This is a genomic window from Caballeronia sp. (assembly GCF_049581465.1).
Taxonomy (GTDB): Bacteria; Pseudomonadota; Gammaproteobacteria; order Burkholderiales; family Burkholderiaceae; genus Caballeronia.
This window is the reverse complement of record NZ_JBAUSA010000362.1, coordinates 1-3,720: the sequence shown is the minus strand read 5'-3', so window position 1 is coordinate 3,720 and position 3,720 is coordinate 1. Positions and strand designations below refer to the sequence as shown.

The 3,720-nt window shown below is 59.9% G+C and carries 4 protein-coding genes; 3 read left to right on the top strand and 1 reads right to left on the bottom strand.

Translation table 11 applies throughout. The annotated features are described in order from the left end of the window. Positions 1-532: 532 nt before the first annotated feature. The 3 genes from WCA53_RS09060 to WCA53_RS09050 are packed head-to-tail and all read left to right on the top strand — an operon-like array spanning position 533 to position 3,078. Positions 533-1,951: a cytochrome ubiquinol oxidase subunit I gene (locus WCA53_RS09060; RefSeq protein ID WP_423908197.1), complete on the top strand. Its 1,419-nt coding sequence runs from the start codon at positions 533-535 to the stop codon at positions 1,949-1,951. A gap of 1 nt (position 1,952) precedes the next feature. Continuing rightward, complete coding sequence (gene cydB / locus WCA53_RS09055; protein WP_423908194.1) at positions 1,953-2,954, top strand: cytochrome d ubiquinol oxidase subunit II; 1,002 nt, start codon at positions 1,953-1,955, stop codon at positions 2,952-2,954. Further along, on the top strand, positions 2,932-3,078 hold the full coding sequence (locus WCA53_RS09050) for a hypothetical protein (RefSeq protein ID WP_423908191.1): 147 nt from the start codon (positions 2,932-2,934) through the stop codon (positions 3,076-3,078). The genes cydB and WCA53_RS09050 overlap by 23 nt, the downstream gene beginning before the upstream one ends. A 68-nt stretch (positions 3,079-3,146) precedes the next feature. On the opposite strand, the gene WCA53_RS09045 is transcribed toward WCA53_RS09050, so the two are convergent. Then, on the bottom strand, positions 3,147-3,720 hold a 574-nt coding region (locus tag WCA53_RS09045), incomplete at its 5' end, for a permease (protein ID WP_423908189.1).

The following is a 3,720-nucleotide window of genomic DNA, read 5'->3' as shown; positions in this document are numbered from 1 at the left end:
AACGCGCAAAGAAACGAAGCAAAGAAACGCGTTCAAACCGCGAATACCTAAATGTCGTCGTTGCTCCATTTCAGGTTTTTGGCACGAACGTAGCGCGGCCCCGAAATTTTAACCCGTAGTCGAACACCTCCCCCAAGCACCACCCCCGCGCACACGCTTCGCCTCCAACGCCCAAATAACGTAAATCTCAAAATCCGTACTCTGCAACGCCCCCCGCTCCGCTCCCGCCGCTAGCAGATCCCGCTCCCCCAACCTCGCCTATAACCCCTTGTGCACTGCGGTCGATTGTCGCAAGAATGTGAAAATAAAGCTGCACAGGCATTGCGGGTCATCTTATGAAATCTTAATTCAAACAATCATTTATAAAAATAACGCCCTAAAATCTGCGACATTTTCGCACGCATTCGGACCCTTCCGCGTCGCATCATTTATCTCAAAAACTAGCTAGAGTCGGGCCCGTTGCATGCAGTTCAACCCGGTCCAACTATCAGCGTCCGCGCGCAACCTTAATGCGCCGGACGCTCAACTCGCCATGAATGCAATCACCACTCCCGACGCGCTCAACCTCGCGCGCATCCAGTTCGCGTTCACAATCGCGTTCCACATCGTTTTTCCGGCATTGAGCATCGGCCTCGCAAGCTTTATCGCGGTGCTCGAAGGCGCCTGGCTCAAAACTAAAAATCCCGTCTACAAAGAGTTGTGCCTGTTCTGGTCCAAAGTCTTCGCCATCGGCTTCGGCATGGGCGTGGTCTCAGGCGTCGTGATGAGCTACGAATTCGGCACGAACTGGGGCGGCTTTTCAAGCTTCGCCGGTCCAGTCACCGGTCCACTGCTGGCCTATGAAGTAATGACGGCGTTCTTCCTCGAAGCAGGCTTTCTCGGCATCATGCTGTTCGGCTGGAACAAGGTCGGCCCGAAAGCCCACTTCGGCGCCACACTCATGGTCGCAATCGGCACACTGATCTCCACGTTCTGGATCCTTGCATCGAATAGCTGGATGCAAACGCCACAAGGTTTTCGTATCGACGGCGATCATGTCGTGCCGGTTAGCTGGTTCAAGATCATCTTCAACCCGTCGTTTCCATATCGGCTGGCGCATATGGCAATCGCGGCGTTCATCGTGGCCGGACTCGTGGTCGCCGCCTCGGGCGCGTATCACCTGCTCAAGGGCCGCCGCGACCCAGCGATCAAGACAATGTTCTCCATGTCGCTCTGGCTGCTGCTCGTACTGGCGCCCCTTCAGGCGTTGGTGGGCGACCAGCACGGCCTCAACACGCGTAAATATCAGCCGGCAAAGATCGCAGCCATCGAAGGCCTGTGGGACACCGAGAAAGGCGGCACCGCGCTGAACCTGTTCGGCATGCCAGACATGCAGGCTGAAACCACGAAGTACGCCCTATCCGTACCCCATCTCGGCAGCCTGCTCCTCACGCACAGTTGGGACGGCGAGATCCGCGGCCTCAAATCGTTTCCCAAGGAAGATCGCCCCAACTCGCCCGTCGTGTTCTGGAGTTTTCGCATCATGGTCGGTCTCGGCGTCCTGATGATCGGGCTGGCGTTCGCCGGATTTGCACTGCGACGTAAGGGCCAATTATTCGAATCGAAGACGTTCCAGCGCTGCGCCCTCGCGATGGGACCAGCCGGCTTCATCTCGCTGCTCGCAGGCTGGACGACGACGGAAGCGGGCCGCCAGCCTTGGGTGGTGTACGGCGTGATGCGCACGGCGCAGGCCGTATCGCCGGTGACAGCACAGCAAGTCGGCGTGTCGCTGATGGTGTTCGTGGTGGTCTACACCCTCGTGTTCGGGACAGGCATCTACTACTTGCTCAAGCTGCTCAAAGCCGGTCCTGCGCTGCCGGGCCAGACCACCCGCGCGCCGCGCATGGACGACCACAACCCCACCGCGCGCCGACCGCTCTCGGTTGCGGCGCATTCCATCGAAGGAGCCTGACATGGACCTGACCCTCACCTGGGCCGCGATTATCGCGCTGGGCGTATTGATGTACGTGGTGCTCGACGGCTTCGACCTCGGCATCGGCATCCTGTTTCCGTTCTTCCCCGAAGAACAGAATCGCGACGTGATGATGAACACCGTCGCGCCGGTCTGGGACGGCAACGAAACCTGGCTCGTACTGGGCGGCGCGGGACTCTTCGCCGCGTTTCCCATGGTCTATTCCACTGTGTTATCCGGGCTCTATCTGCCCCTGATCTTCATGCTGGTCTGCCTCATCTTTCGCGGCGTCTCGTTTGAACTGCGCTCGAAGGCGACTCGCACCAAGCCGATGTGGGATCTTGCTTTTATCGGTGGATCGGCGGGCGCAACGTTTTTTCAGGGCGTGACGCTCGGTGCATTCCTGAACGGCATTCCGGTAGCGGATGGCCGCTTTTCCGGCGATGCCTTTACCTGGTTCACACCCTTCAGCCTCTTTACCGGACTCGCGCTGGTGGTGACCTATGCGCTGCTCGGATGCTGCTGGCTGATCGCCAAGACGGAAGGAAATTTGCAACGCCGGCTTTATCGGATCGTGTGGCCGCTGACCTTGATGCAACTGGCAACGATCGTCATTGTCAGTATCTGGACGCCATTGCAGGAAACGGGCATTGCGACGCGCTGGTTCGATACCCCATGGTTCTACCGCTTCCTGCCGGTGCCGGTACTCGTGATTGGCTGCGCCTGGCTGATGCTCCGGTCGATTCGGTCGCGGCACGAAACCCGCCCATTCGCGATGGCGCTTGGCTTCGTGTTTCTCGGCTATACCGGTCTGGTGGCAAGCATTTCGCCCCATGCCGTGTTTCCCGGCGTGTCGCTGTGGGAGGTCGCAGCGCCGCATTCGAGCCAGTTGTTCACGCTGATCGGAGCCGCAGTGATTTTGCCGGTGATCATCGCGTACACGACGCTCGGCTACTGGATTTTTCGAGGCAAGGTGCGCCATGGCGAACACCACTATCACTGAGCACGCCCCAAGCGGGCGCATCAAGAAGACGCTGTGGTTCGTGGGGCTGTGGTGCGGGGGTGTCGGCGGCGCGATGCTGCTCGCGTTACCGTTCAAGCTGCTGATCCACGCCGCGATGCACTAACGATTAGCGTCGCAGCGTGATCGGAACATGTTGCCGCGCCGCTGTAACGGCGGCGCGAAAGGCGCGAGCTAAAACCCCAGCGCCACGGCCAGCAATCCACTCACAATGCCGAATCCCACCACGGTAACCGCGACCACCGTCAGCACGCGCGGCGCGAACGAGCGCGCGAGCATTGCGACCGATGGCAAGCTGATCGGCGGCAGCGTCATCAACAACGCACCGGCCGGACCGGCGGCCATGCCGAGCGAGAGCATCGCCTGGATGATCGGGACTTCGCCCGCTGTCGGGATCACGAATAGTGTCCCGGCAATCGCAAGCCCGACAATCCAGAGCATGCTGTTGTCGACACTCGGCCCGATGTGCGGAAACAGCCACGTCCGCGCTGCGCCCAGAACCAGCACGAGCACGATGTATTCAGGCACCAGCCGGATCGTCATGCGCCCAAGAATTTTCACCCAGCGTGAAAACGCGGTACCGGGGTCGTCGGTCGAGACCAGTTGAGCCATCGCGTTGCGTGACGCTTCCGCTTCCTTCGGCGTCACCATCCGATTCACAGCGAAGCCGAGGCCATACACCATCAGCACGCCCAGCGCGAGCCGCAAGCCCATCCACTGCCAGCCAAGCACGAAGCCCATGAAAATC

Bases quoted from the DNA above. Each gene is read 5' to 3' on its own strand.
- WCA53_RS09060 (WP_423908197.1), top strand. From the start codon at position 533: ATGAATGCAATCACCACTCCCGACGCGCTCAACCTCGCGCGCATCCAG.
- cydB (WP_423908194.1), top strand. From the start codon at position 1,953: ATGGACCTGACCCTCACCTGGGCCGCGATTATCGCGCTGGGCGTATTG.
- WCA53_RS09050 (WP_423908191.1), top strand. From the start codon at position 2,932: ATGGCGAACACCACTATCACTGAGCACGCCCCAAGCGGGCGCATCAAG.